Source organism: Polaromonas sp. P4_H1, assembly GCF_056400945.1.
The window spans coordinates 1-732 of record NZ_JBFUKG010000053.1 but is presented as its reverse complement, the minus strand read 5'-3'; the positions used below and the strand labels follow the sequence as shown (position 1 = coordinate 732).

Here is a 732-nt window from a genome sequence, read left to right as displayed (position 1 = left end):
TAGCCCAATTGCTCACCAAATGCGCCCGCGGCAACGCATGTCACGGCCGCCGACACGTTCAATATGCTTGCTTTTCGCCCCTGCGCTCATGGTAGAACGCGGCCTCAACTTCACCCGGTGCCGCCCGCCATCAACCTGGCGGTGCCCGATCGCCCTTTCCTCGCAGGGTCCCCTCCGAGCCATTCTCGCCGAGCCCTGCGCGAAACCGGCTGATCACGCCAAGAACGGGACCTAAGGATCACTATGCCCGAAGTTATTTTTACCGGTCCCGCAGGCCGTATTGAAGGCCGCTATCATCCGGCCAAGCAGAAGAACGCGCCGATCGCCATGGTGCTGCATCCGCATCCGCAATTCGCGGGCACGATGAACCACCAGATTGTCTACCAGTGCTATTACGCCTTCGTGCATCGCGGCTTCTCGGTGCTGCGCTTCAACTTCCGCGGTGTCGGTCGCAGCCAGGGCTCGTTCGACCACGGCACCGGCGAATTGTCGGACGCGGCAGCCGCGCTCGACTGGGCACAGACGATCAATCCCGAAGCGCGCGCCTGCTGGGTTGCCGGTTTCTCGTTTGGCGCCTGGATCGGCATGCAACTCCTGATGCGCCGCCCCGAGGTCGAAGGCTTCATCTCGATCGCGCCGCCGGCCAATCTCTATGATTTCTCGTTCCTCGCACCCTGCCCGTCGTCGGGCCTGATCGTGCACGGCGAGAAGGATGCGGTCGTGCCGCCGAAG

The 732-nt window shown here is 63.3% G+C and carries 1 protein-coding gene; it reads left to right on the top strand.

Features of this window, described 5'->3' with window-relative positions; translation table 11 throughout:
• Window positions 1–243: 243 nt before the first annotated feature.
• Window positions 244–732, top strand: a 489-nt coding sequence (locus AC1DS5_RS24995) for an alpha/beta hydrolase (RefSeq protein WP_477720938.1), incomplete at its 3' end; no start/stop codon positions are given.